We start from the raw sequence: 19,664 nt of genomic DNA on the forward strand, positions 1-19,664 counted from the left end.
CAATAATGAAGCAGTTTACACGTTTGTCATCCTCGCTCGCCAGAGAATCTACATGCCATCCTACAAACACTACTTGCTGCGTGGATTAAACATAGGCTTAGCATCACTGCTTCCCTCTAGCTGCCCGTTGTGCGGCACGTCCGGCAACGAGTTGCTATGCCGAGATTGCCGCCATCAATTTTTCAAACAAAACCAATCACGCTGTCGGCAATGCGCCATCCCATTACTAGCTCATGATGCACAGCATATCTGCGGTGAATGTCTAAGTCTGACGCCGGCTTATGATTCCACCTTGGTCGCCGGCGATTACGCAGCGCCGATCGATCAAATGGTTTTGGCCCTGAAATTTGGACAGAAACTTGCGTTAGCAACTTTATTTGCTGACTTATTGCGTGACGCATTATTGCAAGATCCTAAACTACCGTTAGCAGAACTTCTTTGTCCAGTGCCATTGGGGCGACGCCGTCTTCAAGAGCGCGGATACAATCAGTCCCTTGAGATCGCAAAGCCACTCTCTGCCCACCTGGGGATAAGCTTAGCACCTCTGATGCTGATCCGCAGCCGGGAGACCGTACAGCAAAGCAGTCTGCACCCTGATGCCAGACAGAAGAACGTCCATAAAGCGTTTGCGCTTAACGCCGACTTTATTGACAAAGTTAAGGGTAAGCACATAGGGGTAATCGATGATGTCATGACCACAGGTACCACCCTGAACGAAATCGCTCAACTCTTAAAGCGTTTTGGCGCGGCGCAAGTAAGCAATTACGTCTTTGCCAGAACCCCACGTCACTGAGCGTTCCACACAGAATACCCATTAACACAGCAAAAAACAGTTTCAGCTATACCTCAGCATATTCCTCAGCTTGTGCTTTACACAGGGAAAGCACTACACTAAGCTATCGAAAATTTCAAAAAATCTTGATCCCACCCAAAGGAAATAACTTTGTTTCACGTCGTCTTAGTTGAACCAGAAATCCCACCGAATACGGGCAACATTATCCGTCTATGCGCCAACACTGGAGCGCAACTGCATTTAATTGAGCCACTAGGATTTCCTTTGGATGACAGCAAGATGAAGCGTGCTGGTTTGGATTACCATGATTATGCGACGATGAAAGTGCATAAATCCTGGGCCGCATTTTTGGCATCAGAACAGCCGCAAGCTGAGCGCATGTTTGCCATGACCACGCATGGTTCCAGTACGTTTTCAACATTGACATTCAAAGCAGGAGATTTTTTCATCTTTGGTGCGGAGACACGTGGTCTGGCACCTGAAATACGCGATTTTTTCCCTTTGGCACAACGCATACGCCTGCCTATGCGCCCAGACAACCGCAGCCTGAATCTATCCAATAGCGTGGCCGTGGTGGTGTACGAAGCCTGGCGCCAAAACGGTTTTATCGGCGGCTCCTAAGCTTAGCTGATTCTTGGTTTCAGAATCTCTGTCAGCCAGAAAAAAGCATAGTGACAACTCACTATGCTTTTTTTATTTGATTTCTAACTAAGCGAAACTTAATACTGCACTCCAGCCGGATGGCACAAAATAAACCTCTCCCTGACTTGGTTCATGGTCTCGATGACGCTGGCGGTATTAAAAGGTTTGACGATATAACCACTAGCGCCCTTGCTGATCGCCTCGTTCACCACACTATGGTCATCATTGCCGGTGACCATCATGACTAAAGTTTCCGGTAAATTTTGACGGATTTTCTCCAGAGCCTCAATCCCATTCATGATAGGCATTACAACATCGAGCAATACCATGTCAGGCTTCAGTGCAAGGCACATCTCAACGCCAGATTGGCCATCGCTAGCCTCGCCGACGATGTCGAATTTCTCGCCCCTCAAGATAATCTTCAACAATGAGCGTGTCATATCATAGTCATCGATAATCACCACCCTGATTTTATTTTCCATCGCCGTCTTAGCCTCAAAAAAATTAAGAATAACAAAGGGTATTGCGCTAGCTCGCTTAGCCTAATTATTAGCTAATATCTTTACGCGCAAGCACAGTGATTGTCAACAGACATTGCCATTTGGTTGCTAAAACACATGCGATACGGCAATTTCTTATCTTCTCCTAAATAAGCGTTCCTTTCTGCCAAAAATAGTAGTATCTTTTCCCTTATAAGATTCACTATCGTCAACTTTAAATACCCAATTACAATTGTTATTTTTATCTTTACGCGAAACTTGTTCTGACCTACTATCTAGCTTCAAAAGCCTATGAAATACTAGATTTTATTGGGACTTACATTCTTGTATTAAATAAAGTAACACACTAATTCTGCGACATATCAGTAGCTTTTTTGCGAGGCAACTCAATGCAAGTGACAGGGTCCAAATTAGCTTTCGGTTCAGGCCAGCGCGGCGCCATCAAGCTTGCCTATGCATTCCCCGTCCTGATATTGATATTCGCCAGTTTTCCAGTATTCTCAAAAAAACCGCTACCTGCGATCATTTCGTTTGTCGCCATCTTGCTGGTACTTGTGATCTGGACCAGGGTAAATCACAAAAAAGATGCTCAGGCTGAAGAGGCGCTCGCCATCGCAGAATCGAACAAAGCGCATGCTAGCCACGTCTTTGCTGCGCCGCAATCGGTCACCTTAGTGTCGGAACAGTTACCTACCGAGCTTCTCAACACCGTACTACCCGTTTGGCAAAATCATGTACTGACGGTCAAATCGCAAACTGAAAATGCGGTCATCCAATTAATCACTAGTTTTAGCTCTCTGATCCAGCAATTCGATGAAGCTGGGTTTAGTAGTAAGGCTAGCGGCGAAAATTCCGACAAACATCAGGACACGATACGCCTGATCAATCTTTGCCAACAGGATTTAGAGCCAGTTATTGCTCATCTGGAGCAAATGATCAACAGTAAGAGCGAATTACTCGATGCCATTAATGTGCTGGCAGAATCGGTAGCGGATCTGAAAGACATGGCGCATAGCGTGGGTGTCATTGCGGCACAAACCAATTTACTCGCGATCAACGCCTCCATCGAAGCGGCACGGGCTGGCGCCCACGGTCGAGGATTTGCCGTGGTGGCAGGAGAAGTGCGTCGCCTCTCACTCATTTCTGGCGAAACTGGTAAGACCATAGGCGAACGCGTCAGCCAGATCAATGACGTCGTAAAGTCGACGCTAAAAACAGCAAAAAAAACCAATGAACAAGATAGAAAGGTGATGAAGCAATCGGGCCTGGTAGTGAAAGAAGTCTTAGTCCATGTGCAAAGCCTGGGCGACGCAGCAGAAGAGATGCGTAGCCGCGGTGAAGTGATACGCAATGACGTAGAAAACCTGCTGGTGACGCTGCAATACCAAGATAGAGTCAGTCAAATACTCGATGTGCTAGACCGCGACATTGGCAAACTGCTTAAGACCATGGCGGAGCAAACCCCCACACCAAGTACCGCACAATGGATGGCGGATCTGGAAACCTACTACACCATGGACGATCAGCATAACAGCCACGCTCGAACAAAGGGAGCACCGGATCAGACAGCCAGTGCGGACGCAGACATTACGTTTTTTTGAAGTGACATTATAAAACTGCAAGCGGCACGCCCAAGACGCAATGCCGGCGCGGCTTGCAACGGTGGCAGCCTGGAAAGCCGCATGGGGATTGCGCAACGGGCCTGCCACTTTTTTTAGTTGAATCGATTTGTAACTACTGGTTTTTTTGCACAATTGCAGCATAAAAAAATCAAGAGACGCTGCGGCCCCGTATCTGCTAGAAAAATTTGTGGTTTTTTCATTTTAAACGACGCTTAAGGAAGAAGATTATGTCCAAGACAGTGATGGTGGTAGATGATTCTGCATCAGTGCGGCAAGTCGTAGGCTTGGCGCTGCGAGGCGCAGGCTATACCGTGATCGAAGGCGTAGACGGTGTCGATGCCTTGTCCAAACTCAAGGGACAGAAAATCCATCTGATTATTTCTGATGTCAACATGCCGAATATGGACGGAATTACCTTCGTCACCGAAGTAAAAAAACTCCCCTTATACAAATTTACCCCCGTTATCATGCTCACCACCGAGTCGCAAGAAGGCAAAAAATTACAGGGTCAGGCGGCGGGAGCCAGAGCCTGGGTAGTCAAGCCCTTTCAACCAGCTCAGATGCTGGCCGCAGTCTCTAAATTAATATTACCTTAAGCGCAGTCTGCCATGGAGACGCTTACGGTGATAGGTGAATTAACGATCTACACAGCAGCCAGTGAGAAGCAAAATCTGCAGGCTTTTTTAGAAACGGGTGACGATCTCGAACTCAATTTATCCCAGGTATCAGAAATGGATAGCGCCGGTTTGCAAGTGTTGATCGTATTAAAACAAGAAGCTGCACGCCGCAACAAAAAATTACGCTACGCCATGCACAGCAAAGCCGTCTTAGAAGTACTCGAAATGAGCAATATGACGAGCCATTTTGGCGATCAGGTCGTATTGACTTAATTAGTTGTAAATACCATTTTTATCTCTTCCTTTTTACTTATGTTGCCGAAAAAAATCAGCATAATTTCCGAATGATGTAGTCGTACTCTCACGGAGGACGCATGAATTTCGAAGAAGAAATGAGGGCAGCACTAGATACCTTCGTCGTCGAGAGCCGAGAGCTACTCCAAGACATGGAGGACGGCTTGCTAGGACTAGAGCATGACGACAATCCTGCCGATGCCATCGGTGCCATCTTTCGTGCGGCGCACACCATCAAAGGCTCATCCGGCTTATTTGGCCTGGACCATATCGTGCAATTTACCCATGTGGTGGAGAGCGTTCTCGATATGCTGCGCAACGATGAGATTAGCGTATCCACCGATCTGATCGCCGTACTACTCCCTTGCCGCGACCATATTAGTACTTTAATTGACGGCGTTGCCGCCGGAGCGATGCAGGCAACACCCGAGCAAAGCAGCACAGGCGCAGCCTTGCATGTACGTTTACGTCGTTTTCTCAATCACGAAGAGAACGCTGCGGGCACCGGCTCTGAACTGGCCCATCATCACGTTGAAACAGCGTCCAAAGCTAGCGGCGGCGGTGCCATCGATAACGGCAATTGGTATCTATCTTTGCGCTTCGGCCCGGATTGCCTGCGCAACGGTATGGATCCGCTGTCTTTTATTCGTTATCTGAGTACCTTAGGCGATGTGGTCAACCTCATCACCATCACGGACAAGATTCCTCTGATTGACAAAATGGATGCAGAAACCTGTTATCTCGGTTTTGAGGTCGTGTTAAAAAGTAGTGCCAACAAAGAAGCGATCGAAAACGTCTTTGAATTTGTGCGAGAAGACAGCGTGATACGCATCGTTCCGCCGAACAGCAAAATGGACGACTACATCGATATCATCAATGCCCTACCCGATGATAACGAATTGCTAGGAGAGATCTTAATCAAGAGTGGCGTACTCACCAAACATGAACTTGACGAGTGCCTGCGCCTGCAAGCGAAAAAACACGCGACTAACGATGGTCAGACTAAAGAAGCACCTATCGGTGAAATTTTAGTTGATCAGGAAATGTTGCAGCAACCCATCTTAAATGCAGCCTTAAATAAGCAACAACAGGTTAAAGACACCAAGGCACGTGAGAAGCAAAACATCCGGGTCGATGCCGATAGACTCGATAAACTGATAGACCTGGTGGGCGAACTCGTGATTGCCGGTGCGGGCACCAATTTGCGCGCCAGCAAATCAAATGATATTGCGTTGCTGGAATCAACCAGCGAAGTCATGCGCCTGGTGGAAGAAGTACGCGATAGCGCTTTGCAATTACGTATGGTTCCTATCGGCACCACGTTTAGTCGTTTTCAGCGCGTGGTCAGGGATGTCAGCATAGAGTTAGGTAAAGACATACTGCTGGAAATCGGCGGTGGCGATACCGAAGTCGACAAATCAGTGGTGGATAAAATTGGCGATCCGCTCATGCATCTGGTGCGCAACTCTATGGACCACGGCATAGAAGCGCCGTCCATGCGTGCGGCGCGCGGCAAACCAGCGCAAGGCATTTTGCGTCTGAATGCTTACCATGAATCTGGCAGTATCGTGATCGAAGTCAGTGACGATGGTGGAGGACTCAATCGCGACAAAATTCTAGCCAAAGCGATAGAACGTGGACTAGTCCCCGCCGGCACCAGTTTAAGCGACAAAGAAATTTACGCGCTTATTTTTGAGCCCGGCTTTTCTACGGCAGATCAAGTCTCGAACTTATCTGGACGCGGGGTCGGTATGGATGTGGTCAAACGCAACGTCACCTCATTGCGTGGCAGCATAGAAATCGATAGCGAAATTGGAGTTGGCGCCACCATGCGTATACGTATGCCGCTGACGCTGGCCATCATAGACGGCTTTCTGGTCGGCGTTGGTAACTCCTCTTTTGTGGTGCCACTCGACAATGTGATTGAGTGCCTGGAATTGCCCAGAGAATGTGCCGATATCGACTTCATGGATTTGCGCGGAGAAGTATTACCCTTCATACGGATACGCAATCTGTTCGATATCGAAGGCGATTTACCACGTCGTCAAAATGTCGTCGTAGTCGGCTATGGCGGGAATAAAGCCGGCCTGGTAGTTGATCGCTTGATGGGAGAATTCCAAACCGTCATTAAACCACTGGGGAAACTATTTGTGCATTTGCAAGGCATAGGCGGCTCTACCATTTTAGGTAGCGGCGAGGTGGCCTTGATTCTAAGTATCAGCGCCATGTTGCAGCAATATACGCGGCGCGCACAACAACAGCATCTGTCTCTGCCAGCGAGCGGGTAAATGAATGTGATTGATCACACTTAAGCATAATAAAACAGGATCAATACATAAATTTAGCGCATAAACATTCCCTACTGAAGGAAACAAAATGAACATCGCAAAACTACCCATTGCTCAGCGCTTGGGATTAGGTTTCGGAATTATTCTTCTGATGCTGGTTGGCATGACGACGATGTCGCTAAATGAGTTGGGCGCATCCCATGCAAATTTAGAAAATATCGCAAAGAAGGAAATGGCCAAAACCAAACTAAGCATGCTTGTCTTAGACAATGCGCGCGGCAGTATAGCGCGCGTATTGCAAATCGCAACAGCGCCAGACAAGGAGCAGGTGGCTAAGGCGAAAGAACGGCTGGAAGCAAATAGTAAAAGTTTCATGGATGGACTCGACAAACTTGATCCTCTGGTTGCTCTGCCTGAAGGTAAAGCCTTAATGGCAAAGACGCGAGAATCCGCAACGGACTATCTTGGACTGACAAAAAAAGTCGTTACTCTAATCGATGAGGGAAAAAAAGAGGAGGCTTCCCGATACGCAAATGGAGACGCATATTCGGCCTTACAAACTTTGGTGACGAATGTACGCTCCTTTGTCGATTTCCAACAAAAAATTGCCGATGATAAGCTCGAAATTAGCAAACAAGCCTATGAATCTACGCGCCTGAAAATGATCACGTTTGGCTTGATTGCAGTATTAGTTGCGATTGCGGCGAGTATTCTTATCAGCCGCTCCCTCACGAAAGAAATTGGCGGTGAACCGGGTCGTGTCGTCGCATTTGCCAACAAGGTGGCTACAGGCGATATGTCAGCTAGTATCGAACTACGCGACAATGACCAGACCAGCATCGCCGCCAATTTGATGGCGATGGTCGAGACGATTAGAAACCGCACCGCAGAAGCGGCGAAAACCGCCGCAGAAACACTGCGCATCAAGATAGCACTGGACAACGTTGCCACTAACGTCATGATCGCCGACACCGATCGCAACATCATCTACATGAACAAATCCATCGTCGAGATGTTAAGTACGGCGGAAGCCGATGTCCGCAAGGCACTGCCGAATTTTAATGTCTCCAAACTGATGGGGGCGAACATTGACCAGTTCCATAAAAACCCGGCGCACCAAAAGAACCTGTTAGCCAGTTTTAACAGCAATCACAAAGCCCAGATCAAGGTAGGCGTGCGCACCTTTACCTTATCGGCCAATCCTGTCATCAATGATGCCGGAGAGCGTTTAGGCAGTGTCGTTGAGTGGGGCGATATTACCGAGCAGCTAGTCACCCAAGAAAACGTGGCGGCACTCGCCTCAGAAAACATGCGTGTCAAGATCGCGCTCGACAACGTCGCCACCAACGTCATGATCGCCGATACCGATCGCAACATCATTTACATGAATAAATCCATCATTGACATGCTCACCAAGGCAGAATCTGATGTGCGCAAGGTACTGCCGAATTTCAACGTGGCCAATTTGATGGGGTCCAACATCGACCAGTTCCATAAAAATCCGGCGCATCAGCAGCAACTGCTTGCTACCTTTACCACTAACTATAAAGCACAAATCCAGGTTGGCGTGCGCGACTTTACGCTCTCGGCCAACCCGGTCATCGACCAAACTGGCGCACGTCTTGGCAGCGTCGTCGAATGGGCTGACGTGACCGAGCAACTGATCACCCAAAAAGCAGCAGAACAACTAGCGGCAGAGAATTTACGTATCAAAATAGCGCTAGACGGTTGCGCCACCAACGTCATGATCGCTGACAATGAACGCAACATTATTTACGCAAATAAATCGGTGGTCGATATGCTCAGCAACGCAGAAGCCGATCTGCGCAAAGTGTTACCTACTTTTAGTGCATCACGATTAATCGGCTCGAATATTGATCAATTCCATAAAAACCCCGCCCATCAAAAGAACTTACTCGCCACTTTTACGAGTAACTACAAGGCGCAAATTGTGGTGGGTGTACGCACCTTTGCTTTGTCGGCCAATCCCGTCATCAATAATAATGGCGAACGTTTAGGCAGCGTGGTCGAATGGCTGGATCGCTCGGCCGAAGTGGCGGTAGAAAAAGAAGTCGGCAATATCGTCGAACAGGCAGTCAACGGTAACTTCACCACAAGGCTGGTTGAAGAAGGCAAAACCGGCTTCTTCGCCAAGCTCAGTAGCGACGTCAACCGCTTGATGGAAACCAGTGATCAGGGTCTCAACGAAGTGCTGCGAGTGCTCGGTGCCCTGGCCAAAGGCGACCTGACTGAAACCATAGAAAAAGACTACCAGGGAACCTTCGGTGCCTTAAAAGAAGCCAGTAATGAAACCGTCGACAGATTGTCACAAATCGTCACCGACGTCATCAACGCCACCGATGCGCTCTCTAACGCGTCTGAACAAGTCTCGGCCACCTCACAAGCCTTATCGCAAGCGGCCAGTGAACAAGCCGCCAGCGTCGAAGAAACCAGTGCCAGCATAGAACAAATGGCCGCTGGCATTAACCAAAATGCCGAGAACGCCAAAGTCACCGACGGCATCGCCGGTAAGGCCTCCAAAGAAGCCATCGAAGGTGGTGATGCCGTCAAACGCACGGTCTCGGCCATGAAAGAGATCGCTTCTAAAATCGGCATCATCGATGACATCGCCTACCAGACCAATATGCTGGCCTTAAACGCGGCGATAGAAGCGGCGCGCGCGGGTGAACACGGTAAAGGTTTTGCGGTGGTAGCGGCCGAAGTGCGTAAACTGGCAGAACGCAGCCAGATCGCCGCAAAAGAAATCGGCGACTTAGCCAGCGGTAGCGTTAAGACCGCCGAGCGTGCCGGTGAACTGATCGATGAAATTGTGCCAGGCATAGGTCGCACCTCGGATCTGGTGCAAGAGATCGCTGCCGCCTCGCAAGAGCAATCTGCCGGGGTAGGACAAATCAACACGGCCATGAACCAGATGAATCAGATCACGCAACAAAATGCCTCATCGAGTGAAGAACTTGCCGCCACTGCAGAAGAAATGACCAGTCAGGCCGAACAGCTAATGGAATTGGTCGGTTTCTTTAACCTGGGACAGCAAGGAAAACCCAACCGTCAGAGCGGGCCCGAGACCAGGCCTGCCAAACGTCAAAGCTCACCAAAACACAGCAGGACGGTCGCCAATACGGTCACCAATACCGGTTTCGACGACGCCAAATTTGAACGATTCTAGGAGCGACCATGGCTAGCAACACAGGATCAATGGCAGCAAAGAGAGCTGAAACGCCGGCGGAAACGGCAGCCAGAGCGCAACTGGAAGCGGCGCAGAATTCTGGCCAATATCTCACCTTCGTCTTGGGCGGCGAGGTGTATGCACTGGGCATTTTAAACATCAAAGAAATCATCCAATACGGTGATTTAACGGAAGTGCCGATGATGCCCTCTTTCATCCGTGGGGTGATTAACTTACGTGGACGGGTAGTGCCCGTGGTCGATCTGGCGGCACGCTTCGGGCGTGGCGTCACCAGCGTCTCGCGTCGCACCAGTATCGTCATTATTGAGATGGCACAGAGCGAGGAAAACGAAAGCCAGAGCATAGGCATCATGGTCGATGCAGTCAACGAAGTGGTCGACATCGCGGCCGCCGAGATTGAGCCGCCCCCTTCGTTCGGGGCAAAGATACGGCCCGATTTTATCAGCGGCATGGCCAAGCAAACCGGACGCTTCATCATTGTACTCAATCTCGATCGGGTCTTATCGATGGACGAGATGGTGGCTTTAGGCCAAACACTGCATGGCGCGAATGCGGCGCCAGTGGCGGAGTCGGAGAATGCAAGTTAACAACAAGCTACGCAGCCTGGCGCCGGTGGCACTACAAAAACAAGAGTTTGAATGGATCTCTAAATTTCTGTATGAGCGCACTGGAATCGCCCTCAACGATGGCAAACAAGCCCTGGTCATGGGGCGGCTTGACAAACGACTGAGGAAACGAAATCTCACCAGTTATTCTGCCTATTTTGCACTACTCGGACGCCCTGGTTATGAGGATGAAACCACCGCAGCAATCGATCTGCTGACCACCAATGAGACGTATTTTTTTCGCGAACCGAAACATTTTGAATTTTTACAAAAAACCGTTTTTCCACAATACGCACGTCTGCGTGGGATACGGATATGGAGCGCCGCCAGCTCTAGTGGCGAAGAGGCGTACACGATCGCGATGACTTTAGCCGAGCATTTCCCCGCAGACGGATGGGAGGTGATAGGAACCGACATTTCTACCCGCGTCTTAGAAAAAGCACAGCGCGCGCTCTACCCTATGTCGGCAGCAGAAAAAATCCCGCTATTCTTACTCAAAAAATATTGTTTGCGAGGACTAGAAGAATTTGAAGACTTTTTTTTAGTCGACAGTATATTGCGCAAAAAAGTCCACTTTAGCTCCGTCAATCTGATAGAAAATTTGCCTGATCTTGGCCTGTTTGAAGTGATATTTTTACGTAATGTGATGATTTATTTTGATATGGAAACCAAGAAAAAACTGGTGCAAAGGCTATACGAAAAACTCCGCCCGGGCGGGTATTTCATTATCAGTCACTCTGAGACTTTAAATGGCATCAATTCATTGTTAAAGCTCGTCGGCCCCTCCATCTACCGCAAAGACTCTTAGGTCTGCAAAGTAAAGAAAGTTTATGAACGAACCAGGTTTCTATATTGATATATTTCTGCAACCCGGAGAGTTTTACTTCGGCGACCGGGAAACACGGATACGCACCATCTTAGGTTCCTGTGTCTCCATCACGTTTTGGCATCCAAAAAAACACATAGGCGGCATGTGCCACTACATGCTTCCCAAAAACAAACGACACGGACATAACGCGCAACTCGACGGCAAATATGCGGAGGACACGATACATCTATTTATGCATGAGATCAAAAAAGCCAATACGCATCCGCATGACTACGAAGTAAAGATATTCGGTGGTGGCAATCAATTCCCGAACCAGGATAAACGGGTGTTTTCGGTGTCCGATCAAAATGTAGCAATCGGGCGTCAACTGCTGGCACAGCATGGCTTTAAAATAAAGTCTGAGCATATGGGCGGCAATGGCCACAGAAATATCATGTTTGATGTCTGGTCCGGCGACGTCTGGGTGAAACACGTAGAGAAGGTCTTGACACCATGAGTGGAAAAATTAAGGTCATGTTGGTCGATGATTCTGCGGTGGTCAGACAAGTTCTGGCCGCTCTATTGGGCAAAGATCCGGCCATACAAGTGATCGCATCGGCCCCCGATCCCATCTTTGCCATGGATAAGATGAATCTACAGTGGCCCGATGTGATCGTTTTGGATGTCGAAATGCCGCGCATGGATGGCATTACTTTCCTGAAAAAAATCATGTCTATCCGCCCCACCCCAGTGGTGATTTGTTCGACGCTCACCGAAAAAGGTGCGGCCACTTCTATGCAGGCAATGGCGGCCGGTGCAGTGGCGATCGTTACCAAACCTAAAGCAGGTCTGAAGAATTTTTTAGAACTGGATGAAGGTGACATCGTACAGGCAGTCAAAGCTGCGGCGTCCTCCAATATGCGGCACGTAAAAGCGATGACGATGGCAGGACTTGTCCCTGCGCCAAAGCTAAGTATCGATCAAGTCATGCCAAATAGTGATACTAGTCAGACGTCCTTATCTGCCATGGCGATCACTACCGACAAATTAGTCGCAATCGGCACTTCTACTGGCGGCACTCAGGCGCTGGAGATGGTGCTGAAACAGTTATCACGTACCGTGCCTGGCATTGTGATAGTGCAGCACATGCCAGAAAAATTTACCGCCGCTTTTGCCGATAGACTCAATAGTATTTGCCAGATTGAAGTGCTAGAGGCAAAGAATGGCGATAGGGTTATTCCTGGTCGCGCGCTGGTCGCTCCTGGCGGACGGCATATGCAGGTTAAGCGTAGTGGCGCGCAATACCATGTCGAGGTCATCGATGCACCGCCTGTCAACCGGCATCGACCTTCGGTGGATGTGCTATTTCGTTCGGTCGCCAAATGCGCTGGCCGCAATGTATTGGGCATTATCATGACCGGCATGGGAGATGACGGCGCAATAGGAATGCGCGAGATGCACGACGCCGGCGCCGAAACCATCGCTCAGGATGAAAAAACTTGCGTGGTGTATGGCATGCCTAAAGAGGCCGTCAAACTGGGCGCTATCGACAAGATCACAGCTTTAGGCAATATCGCGGGATTAATAGAAGCATACGGTCGCAAGCACGGCTGAATTGAAAACTTCTCAAAATCTAAAAACAAAAACTTTGCTCGCCGCCGAGGCGAAACTTGTCCCTGGGAGTTGCTAGCATCACGGTTCATGGGTTTTTAGCAGTTCCCAATTTGCTCTGCGCAATCTAGATGCGCCTTCCAGGCCAAAAACAGGCTGCAAGGCGCATCTAGATTGCGCATGCAATTTAAAATATTCAAAAAGCTGATCCGCGAAAAAAACTTCAGGAAAGCGCTAAGAAGAAATATTCTCAAGTACGATTTCTTTGAATTTATCTTTGAGATGTGCATCTTTTTTTATGATGAAATCTGGTTGCTCACCAACTATATTTAATTGCTTGGTGGTGAGCAAAATGGTCTTGGTCTTGTGGCCGCGAGCACCGGATTTTTGCACTGCACTGATCAGTGCCAAGCCATTCAGACGTTTGGTTTCCAGACTAGTGATCAATAAATCAAAATGTTCGGCCAGCACACGCCCTAGTGCCAGATAACCATCATTGACCACTTCAATTCGGAATCCCTGGGAGCTCAAGACGTCTTTCAAGAGGCCAAGTATCACTTCCGAAGATTCGACCAGTAGCGCCGAGTGCGAGGATTTAGTGCTGCGTTTGCGGATACCTTGTAGCGCGCGGTGTATTTCGGCACCCGGTTCGACCCCATCGGTATACACGCTGTGCGTCTGTCGCAACAGATCGACATACAACAAGGCGATTTCTGTAAAATTCTCTTTGAGTAAATCGTTATTTTCGAGCAGATGAGAAAGTAAATCTTCAAACGGATGGCAGATATCAGAAAGTACATGCAAGCCGTAAGTTCCGCCACTGCCTTTTAAGCTATGCACACGGCGGTATAGGTCACGGCAGATTTCTAGCCCATAGCCATGCCGCTCAAGCTCTAGCAATAATTGCTCTAACTCGTCGATGTGCGTAGGAAAGTCCGTCAGATAATTTATCCGCAATGCATTGAGCATTGCCTTTACTTGATCCATTGCACTTTCACTTTCAAAAGTAGCGTCGCGAATTGGTAACGTAATTATAGGACCGAATGAGTATGAAATATTAGGTATAAAAACAGATTAAACTTTACTCAGTTTTGCTATCATATTTCCATTTACGTTCTAGCATTAACCCGACTCAGCACTCCTGTTAAGTGATACTTACTTTTGTATTTTGTACGCCCAATTTGTTTAATTTAGTGTAAAAGGATAAATAGTCGGAAATTCAGGCTGGTTCAGACTAGTTTTCACTTGGCTCTCGCAACATTCATGTCCCTATTCGATAGGCTCAGACTTTGAACGCACAGCAGCTACTCATCATGAATCCCACTAGCGCTGCGCTCGCAGCGCGGTTCTCATGAAAAAAACCAACCCACGTCCGTTTCAGGAAGATCAGGCACAGCTGCTTGCCTTGCTCAATGCGCTACCTATGTGCGTTTCGTTTTTAGATGCGCAATTTCGCTATCAATTCATCAATCAGACCTACCTCTCATGGTTTGGACTGACGTCAAATGAGGTACTGGGGCGATTATTGCCTGAAGTGATAGGCGCAGCCGCTTTTGAGCTGGTTTTGCCGTATGTAGAGCAAGCACTGGCAGGCCAAAACACGAGTTACCAAGCGCATGTGCCGTATCTGTCTGGGGGGGCCAGAGACATTAATGCGCAGTTGATACCGGTCTTTTCTGAGAACGGTACAGTGCTCGGCTGCTACGCCATATTGGAAGATATTACTCAGAAAAAATACCTAGAACAAATCGCCCGCGAACAGGAGCAGCGCTGGCAACACGCGCTGGAAAGCGCAGGAGATGGTGTGTGGGATTGGTATCCGAAAACCGGGGTAGAAATTTTTTCTAAACGCCTCAAAGAAATCTATGGCTATGAGGAAGACGAGATCGCCGATTTGTCCACCGAATTGGATCGACGTACTCATCCCGATGATATCGAGCAAATGCGGCGCGATAGACAAGCCCATTTTGATGGCAACACGCCCATCTATACCAATGAGCACAGAGTGCAATGCAAAGATGGTCTATGGAAATGGATACTCACCCGCGGCACCGTGATAGAAAGAGACGACGAGGGCAAGCCGGTACGTGTGGTAGGTACGCATACAGATATTTCAGTGCGCAAACATGCTGAAGCAGCGCTCAGTCAGAGCGAAGGACGTTTGCGCATGGCACTGGCTGCCTCACAGCAGGGCCTATTCGATTCCAATCTACAGACCGGGGTAACGATAGTCAATGCCGAATATGCGACGATGCTCGGTTTTGATCATGCAAATTTCCATGAAAGCAATGAGGCATGGCTGAGCCGCTTACATCCGGAGGATAAAGACACGGCATTGCTCGCCTATCACAATTATCTGAATGGAAAAACGAGCGAGTATAGAGTCGAATTTCGCCAGAGAAAACAAAATGGAGAGTGGATATGGATACTCTCGGTCGGTGCGATTGTCGAATACGATGAGAAAAATCTGCCTCTACGGATGCTCGGTACGCATCTCGATATTACCGAGAGAAAAAAATCAGAAGCCTTGATCTGGCGCCAGGCGAATATCGATGCACTCACAGGATTGCCAAATCGTCGCATGTTCAATGACAGATTGGAGCACGACCTACAAAAAAGCCGACGCAGCGGCTTACCACTGGCGGTATTTTTCATAGATCTGGATCACTTTAAGGAAGTCAACGACACCTTGGGGCACGCCATAGGCGACGCATTATTGGTCGAAGCAGCACACAGATTACAAGCCTGCGTAAGGGCATCGGACACCGTAGCGCGCCTCGGTGGCGATGAATTCACGGTCTCTCTGCCTGATCAACACGACCCCGAACATGTGGAAGCGATCGCCCAAAACATTATTGCCAGAATGGCAGAACCCTTCCACTTGGGGAATGAAGAGATTTTTCTCTCTGCCAGCATAGGGATTACCGTGTACCCGAATGATGCGCAAAGTCTGGAAAATCTACTCAAGCATGCGGACCAGGCCATGTATGCCGCCAAAGAGAGCGGTCGCAATCGTTTTAGCTACTTTACTTCGCAATTACAAACCGCCGCGCTGGCACGCATGCGTCTGACCAGCGAACTACGTAGCGCGATTACCGAGAAACAATTGGAAGTTCATTTTCAAGCCATCGTGAATCTGGCAAGTGGAACAATTGACAAGGCCGAGGCACTGATCCGCTGGCCGCATCCGCAATTGGGCATGATTAGCCCGGTTGAATTTATTCCTATCGCTGAGAGTTCTGGCTTGATAGCGCAGATTGGTGATTTCGTGTTTCAGCAATCACTGCACTGGGTAAAGAGATGGCGTACTCAGTATCGGGGTCAATTTCAAATCAGCATCAATCAATCTCCTCTGGAGTTTCAAGCTGACGCCGCACGTTATCTGGGCTGGGTAGAACAATTGCAACAACAGGGCTTGCCTGGTCAGGCCATTTTCATAGAAATTACCGAGGGTTTGTTGCTAGACGCCAGCACCAAAATCAGCCAAAAGCTCTGGCAATTGCGCGATGCTGGGATACAGGTGGCGTTGGATGATTTTGGCACTGGCTACTCGTCCCTGTCTTATCTGAAAAAATTTGATATCGATTATCTGAAAATCGATCAAAGCTTCGTGCGCAATCTGAGCAGCGATGACAGCGATCTGGCCTTGTCAGAGGCGATCATCGTGATGGCACATAAACTCGGTTTAAAAGTCGTCGCAGAAGGAGTAGAAACTAGCGCACAAAGCGAAATACTGCGCGCTGCCGGCTGCGACTTTGCACAAGGCTATCTATTCGCCAAGCCTATGCCGGCCGAACAATTTGAACTACTCTTGCAGCGCCAGCAGCAGCAACCCACTTAACATTTTGCGTCTGCCTTAATTAACGCTGTCGCAAAATTGTCCCAGCCAGGCGCAGCGCCGAAGACAGTACTTTAGACGTTGGGGCGGTTTTGCGACCGTCCTATCCCTATTGTGATCTGACCTTGGCTAGCAGCTTACTAGTCGATCTATCGTGCTCAAAGTTGATCCCCGCTACTTGACCACCATAGGCCAGCACCGCCTGCCCTTCCGGAATAGCATTCATTTCGTAATCGCCGCCCTTGGCGTAAATATCCGGATGCACCGCCTGCACTGCTTGCAGGGCCGTATCTTCGTCAAATTCCAGTACCAGATCGACCGCGGCTAAGGCGGCCAGCACCGCCATCCGGTCAGCACAGGTATTGAGCGGTCTATCATCGCCCTTGCCCAGACGTTTTACTGAGGCGTCGGTATTTACCGCCACCACCAGCGATGCGCCTAGCGCTCTGGCCTGGGCTAAATAGGTGACATGGCCGCGATGCAAAATATCAAACACCCCGTTGGTCATGACGACAGGTTTTGGCAAAGCCGCCAGCTGTGCGGACAAGGTGGCGGGGGTACTCAATTTATTTTCAAAGTGTGGCATGGTGGTTTCTACAAAATGGAAGCGATGAATAGTTACACTCAGGCGGTATTTTATGTGAAACCCACTCCCAACAGCATTTTAAACATGGATTAAAGTCGGGGTCGTGCCACTAGCATGCTGCTTACGGCAACGGTTCAGCTCTTGCACCGTTTCAAAGGGCTGCTCAAACAGTAGCGACAAGTTATGCAAAATGCGCTGTATCACTTTTTGCTCCCAGACCGCATCAAACTTAATTTGCTGATCCAGCCAACGTTCCAGCCAAACCGGATCGGGCACCCGGCTTTGTACCGTATCATTGGGATATAGAGCGAGATTCACATGCAAATTAGTCGGGTGCAAGGCCTGCTGAGTACGCCGCGAGGATGCCATCAAAACGCCGATTTTGGCGAAGGCAGCACGCGCAACATCACCCTGCTGATTCAAAGCTTTTTTCATATAACGCAAATACGCGCCGCCGTGCCGGGCCTCGTCTTGACTGATGAGTTTATAAATCTGCTTGATGACCGGCTCGGTATGCCAATCCGAGGCGCAGCGGTACCAATGATTCAGGCGTATTTCTCCGCAAAAATGCAGCATCAGGGTCTCTAAAGGCGGGGCAGGATCAAATTCAAAGCGCACATTTTGCAGCTCCGCCTCGCTCGGTACCAACTCCGGGTGGAAGCGTCGTAGATACTCCATTAATACCAGAGCGTGCTTTTGCTCTTCGAAAAACCAGATCGACATGAAGGCGGAAAAATCACTGTCAGTACGATTGTCACGCAGGAACATCTCGGTCGCCGGTAAGGCCGACCATTCGGTAATCGCATTCATCTTGATGGTCTGCGCCTGCTCAGCGGTGAGCTGATCCGCAGCATAGCTATCCCAGGGAATATCGGTCTGCATATTCCAACGTACTTGTTCCAGGGAGTTAAACAATTCAGGATAGAGCATGCTAGCCTTCTAAGAGAAAAATTCTCTTTAGCTTACTCCCTGCATATGACCGTTTAAAGACAGCTGGCAAACCTACTCACAAGCACCTGCCCGCTCACGCATATTCCGTGCGGGTTTGCAGCCATGCAGGCCTGCAGGCCACGCGGAATATGCGCGCTGGGCATGCCATGGGTGCAGTTTTCATTTCTAGCGTGCGTTGCAACATAAAATTTTATATGCGAGAGAAAAAGATAGGCTAAGATTAGCGCTTCATTTTCTCAGGAATCATCATGTCCCCTTTTCAGAAGTGCGCTCTCGTCATTGGACTATGTTTGTTCGCAACTGCAGGTGGCGCGATGGCGGAGGGTGCCAGTTGCCCAGAGGTGCTCAAGCACAGCTTTAATCGTCTACAGGACGAAAGCCCGCAAGATCTTTGTCAGTACGCAGGCAAAGTGGTTTTGGTAGTCAATACCGCCAGTTATTGCGGTTTCACCAGTCAGTATGAGGGCTTGGAAAAGCTGTACACCAAGTACCAGAGCAAAGGTCTGGTGATACTCGGTTTCCCTACCAATGATTTTGGCAAACAAGAACCTGGCAATGACAAACAAATCGCGGATTTTTGCTTCAACACCTATGGGGTAAAATTCCCTATGTTTTCTAAGTCCTCGGTCAAGGGCAAAGATGTCAATCCCCTGTATGTGCAGCTGATCAAGGCCAGCGGCACCGCGCCTAAATGGAATTTTTACAAATACTTGATAGATCGTACTGGCAAGGTGGTCGACTCTTACACCAGCGTCACCACACCCGAGGACAAGGGCCTGGTGGCCGATATAGAAAAAGCGCTGGCGCAATAAGCCAGACCAGATATCAAACACGACATCTAAACGGCCTAGCGCTTAGCTAGGCCGTTTAGCTTTAGGCTTTTTTAAAGGCGGGCAGATATTGCGCCAGGCGCGCGCCCATCTCTTGCCCCAACGCCTGCAAGCCACTCAGAGGTCGTATCATGACCTCAAATTCGACGATCTTGCCATCCTCATCAAAACGTATCAGATCGATGCCCTTGAGCTGCTTATCACCGACCGTGGCACTAAATTCCAGCACAACATTGAGGCCGTCTTCCGTCGCCAATTCACGATGATACACAAAATTTTCAAAGACATTCACCACGGTACTTAAAATCAGCACCACCGCCTGCGCGCTGGCGTAGGGCTGAAATGCCATGGGCGAGCGAAACACTGCATCGGCATGCACCATGGCTGGCAAATGAGTTAAATTTTTGTCGGCGATCATTTGGTGCCAGCTGGCCAGCGATTTGGCAACCTGAGGATGTAATTGCTGCATAA

Annotated in this window: 17 protein-coding genes and 1 pseudogene; 13 read left to right on the forward strand and 5 right to left on the reverse strand. The window is 49.0% G+C overall.

Going from position 1 to position 19,664, the window contains the following annotated elements; translation table 11 throughout:
- Window positions 1-52 precede the first annotated feature (52 nt).
- Together ACO0K8_RS09325 and trmL are read left to right on the forward strand one after the other, a co-directional pair.
- Window positions 53-793: a phosphoribosyltransferase family protein gene (locus tag ACO0K8_RS09325; protein WP_422946375.1), complete on the forward strand. Its 741-nt coding sequence runs from the start codon at window positions 53-55 to the stop codon at window positions 791-793.
- A gap of 150 nt (window positions 794-943) precedes the next feature.
- Window positions 944-1,414 (forward strand): tRNA (uridine(34)/cytosine(34)/5-carboxymethylaminomethyluridine(34)-2'-O)-methyltransferase TrmL, encoded by a 471-nt coding sequence (gene trmL, locus ACO0K8_RS09330; protein ID WP_422946376.1) that lies wholly within the window; start codon window positions 944-946, stop codon window positions 1,412-1,414.
- A gap of 98 nt (window positions 1,415-1,512) precedes the next feature.
- Here trmL and ACO0K8_RS09335 read toward each other — a convergent pair whose 3' ends face one another.
- A complete protein-coding gene (locus ACO0K8_RS09335) occupies window positions 1,513-1,917 on the reverse strand; it encodes a response regulator (protein WP_422946377.1) in 405 nt (134 codons plus the stop codon).
- Window positions 1,918-2,324: 407 nt separating this feature from the next.
- On the opposite strand from ACO0K8_RS09335, the gene ACO0K8_RS09340 reads away from it, so the two are divergent.
- The 9 genes and pseudogenes from ACO0K8_RS09340 (at window position 2,325) to ACO0K8_RS09380 (ending at window position 12,991) form a co-directional block, all read left to right on the forward strand.
- Complete coding sequence (locus tag ACO0K8_RS09340) at window positions 2,325-3,536, forward strand: methyl-accepting chemotaxis protein (RefSeq protein ID WP_422946378.1); 1,212 nt, start codon at window positions 2,325-2,327, stop codon at window positions 3,534-3,536.
- Between the two features lie 248 nt (window positions 3,537-3,784).
- Complete coding sequence (locus ACO0K8_RS09345) at window positions 3,785-4,153, forward strand: response regulator (RefSeq protein WP_126128020.1); 369 nt, start codon at window positions 3,785-3,787, stop codon at window positions 4,151-4,153.
- 12 nt (window positions 4,154-4,165) lie between these two features.
- The gene (locus ACO0K8_RS09350) at window positions 4,166-4,447 is read left to right on the forward strand and encodes an STAS domain-containing protein (protein WP_422946379.1); all 282 of its coding nucleotides are present in this window, start codon (window positions 4,166-4,168) and stop codon (window positions 4,445-4,447) included.
- Between the two features lie 101 nt (window positions 4,448-4,548).
- Window positions 4,549-6,756, forward strand: coding sequence for a chemotaxis protein CheW (locus ACO0K8_RS09355; RefSeq protein WP_422946380.1), 2,208 nt, complete (start codon window positions 4,549-4,551; stop codon window positions 6,754-6,756).
- An 88-nt stretch (window positions 6,757-6,844) separates the two neighbouring features.
- Window positions 6,845-9,022: pseudogene (locus ACO0K8_RS09360) on the forward strand (MCP four helix bundle domain-containing protein); the annotation flags it as partial.
- A 929-nt stretch (window positions 9,023-9,951) separates the two neighbouring features.
- Window positions 9,952-10,551: a chemotaxis protein CheW gene (locus tag ACO0K8_RS09365; protein ID WP_422946381.1), complete on the forward strand. Its 600-nt coding sequence runs from the start codon at window positions 9,952-9,954 to the stop codon at window positions 10,549-10,551.
- Window positions 10,541-11,377 (forward strand): CheR family methyltransferase, encoded by an 837-nt coding sequence (locus ACO0K8_RS09370; protein ID WP_422946382.1) that lies wholly within the window; start codon window positions 10,541-10,543, stop codon window positions 11,375-11,377. Before ACO0K8_RS09365 ends, ACO0K8_RS09370 begins: the two co-directional genes overlap by 11 nt.
- Before the next feature lie 22 nt (window positions 11,378-11,399).
- The gene (locus ACO0K8_RS09375; RefSeq protein WP_422946383.1) at window positions 11,400-11,894 is read left to right on the forward strand and encodes a chemotaxis protein CheD; all 495 of its coding nucleotides are present in this window, start codon (window positions 11,400-11,402) and stop codon (window positions 11,892-11,894) included.
- Window positions 11,891-12,991, forward strand: a complete 1,101-nt coding sequence (locus ACO0K8_RS09380) for a protein-glutamate methylesterase/protein-glutamine glutaminase (RefSeq protein ID WP_422946384.1) — start codon at window positions 11,891-11,893, stop codon at window positions 12,989-12,991. Before ACO0K8_RS09375 ends, ACO0K8_RS09380 begins: the two co-directional genes overlap by 4 nt.
- 231 nt (window positions 12,992-13,222) lie before the next feature.
- On the opposite strand, the gene ACO0K8_RS09385 is transcribed toward ACO0K8_RS09380, so the two are convergent.
- Window positions 13,223-13,975 (reverse strand): Hpt domain-containing protein, encoded by a 753-nt coding sequence (locus ACO0K8_RS09385; protein WP_422946385.1) that lies wholly within the window; start codon window positions 13,973-13,975, stop codon window positions 13,223-13,225.
- 364 nt (window positions 13,976-14,339) lie between these two features.
- On the opposite strand from ACO0K8_RS09385, the gene ACO0K8_RS09390 reads away from it, so the two are divergent.
- Window positions 14,340-16,829, forward strand: coding sequence for a sensor domain-containing protein (locus ACO0K8_RS09390; protein ID WP_422946386.1), 2,490 nt, complete (start codon window positions 14,340-14,342; stop codon window positions 16,827-16,829).
- 106 nt (window positions 16,830-16,935) lie between these two features.
- Here ACO0K8_RS09390 and rfaE2 read toward each other — a convergent pair whose 3' ends face one another.
- Window positions 16,936-17,412, reverse strand: a complete 477-nt coding sequence (gene rfaE2 / locus ACO0K8_RS09395; RefSeq protein ID WP_422946387.1) for a D-glycero-beta-D-manno-heptose 1-phosphate adenylyltransferase — start codon at window positions 17,410-17,412, stop codon at window positions 16,936-16,938.
- A gap of 78 nt (window positions 17,413-17,490) precedes the next feature.
- Entirely contained in the window at window positions 17,491-18,342 is an 852-nt protein-coding gene (locus ACO0K8_RS09400; RefSeq protein ID WP_422946388.1) for a ferritin-like domain-containing protein, read from the reverse strand.
- A gap of 269 nt (window positions 18,343-18,611) precedes the next feature.
- Between ACO0K8_RS09400 and ACO0K8_RS09405 the strand changes: the two genes are divergently transcribed.
- Window positions 18,612-19,175 (forward strand): glutathione peroxidase, encoded by a 564-nt coding sequence (locus ACO0K8_RS09405; protein WP_422946389.1) that lies wholly within the window; start codon window positions 18,612-18,614, stop codon window positions 19,173-19,175.
- Window positions 19,176-19,236: 61 nt separating this feature from the next.
- On the opposite strand, the gene ACO0K8_RS09410 is transcribed toward ACO0K8_RS09405, so the two are convergent.
- Window positions 19,237-19,662, reverse strand: coding sequence for a nuclear transport factor 2 family protein (locus tag ACO0K8_RS09410; RefSeq protein WP_422946390.1), 426 nt, complete (start codon window positions 19,660-19,662; stop codon window positions 19,237-19,239).
- Window positions 19,663-19,664 lie beyond the last annotated feature (2 nt).

This window comes from Undibacterium sp. Ren11W, assembly GCF_049340485.1.
Lineage (GTDB): Bacteria > Pseudomonadota > Gammaproteobacteria > Burkholderiales > Burkholderiaceae_D > Undibacterium.